This is a genomic window from Gilliamella sp. N-G2, from assembly GCF_002142215.1.
GTDB lineage: Bacteria > Pseudomonadota > Gammaproteobacteria > Enterobacterales > Orbaceae > Gilliamella.
Window position 1 is genome coordinate 1 of the sequence record NZ_NAST01000067.1, and the last position, 1308, is coordinate 1308.

Annotated in this window: 1 protein-coding gene; it reads right to left on the minus strand. The window is 37.9% G+C overall.

The genetic code is table 11. The features are described 5' to 3' along the window. On the minus strand, positions 1-1308 hold a 1308-nt coding region (locus B6C99_RS12955), incomplete at both ends, for a hemagglutinin repeat-containing protein (protein ID WP_173795353.1).

Consider the following 1308-nt stretch of genomic DNA (forward strand, 5'->3'; position numbering starts at 1 on the left):
CATCACCTTCTGCTCGACCGGCAATAATGTCACTGCCACTAATGGTTACTTGTTTATTGGCCGAGATAATCACATTACCACCGGAGGTACCGACTAAACTGCCTGCTTGAGATTGATTAACTTCATTAGAGGTTGAGGTAGCCTTGGTTGATTGTGAACCAACACTTATTCCTTTTGAACTTGTTGATACTCCAGATGTTTTTGTTTTTTGTTTCTCATAGCGGTAATAGCTCTCTTCCGCAGCTGCAATATTTACATTATTACCCGCATTGAGGTAGACATCTTGGGCCCCTATTACCATGCTGCCCGATATATCTAAATCATGCCCTGCTTTTATTGTTACACTATTGGCACTTAGTTCACTTCCTTTAGAAGTATTATTATCTATTACTGTATGTGAACTACTTTTTGTTTTACTCAAAAAGCCTTTAGATTTACTTTTATGAAATTCATCTAAATCAAAGTGCTCTTTTGAAGCTTCTATACTGATATCATTTCCTGCTTGTAAACCAAGGTGATTACCGGTAGCAATGTCTACGGTTTTAGCTGTTATATCGTTACCAGCAGTTAACTGAACATTATTAGCCGCTGTAATTTGTGTACCTACAACGCTTTTTTCGTTTGTTCTGCGATAATCTTTTTTACTTGTAATATCAAATTTTTCTTCCAGCTCTGCGGTAGTAAAGCCTATGTTATGGCCAGCTTGTAACCAAGTGTTACCTTCGTTGCCATTATTGACAATATAACCAGCTTTTGCATTAATATCGTGACCGGCATCAATCACAATATTGCCATTATTCACCAAAATCGTACTAGCCTGATCAATATTGGTCAGCCGATTTCGATCGCGGGTTTGTGTGCGGGTGCTTGATAATAAATTAATATCATTATCGGCGGATAAGTAAACTAATTTGTCACCGACTAATTTGCCATAGTTAATAATGTCATTTTGGGCATCAATCTCAACACGACCACCATAAATTGTCCCTTTATTGGTTACATTATAGCCATCTAATAGAGCATCTTGTTTGGCCGCGATTAATCCAGTGTTATTGAGTTGTTCACCTTTTATAAAAGTATTGTCACCCGCAATTAATGCACCATCAGTACCTAATTGAGGCCGGTTAACCATATAGACTTGTGGTACAAGTACCTCAGTTGGTTGACCATTTACCATAATACTTTTTTTCACTAACAAGACGATATCGGTGGTTAATGCCCGCATTTGTTCGCCGGTTAATTCCACACCAATAGCAATACCAAATTCTTTAGCAAAACTGATACCCGCATCCATTAATGCCTGAAATT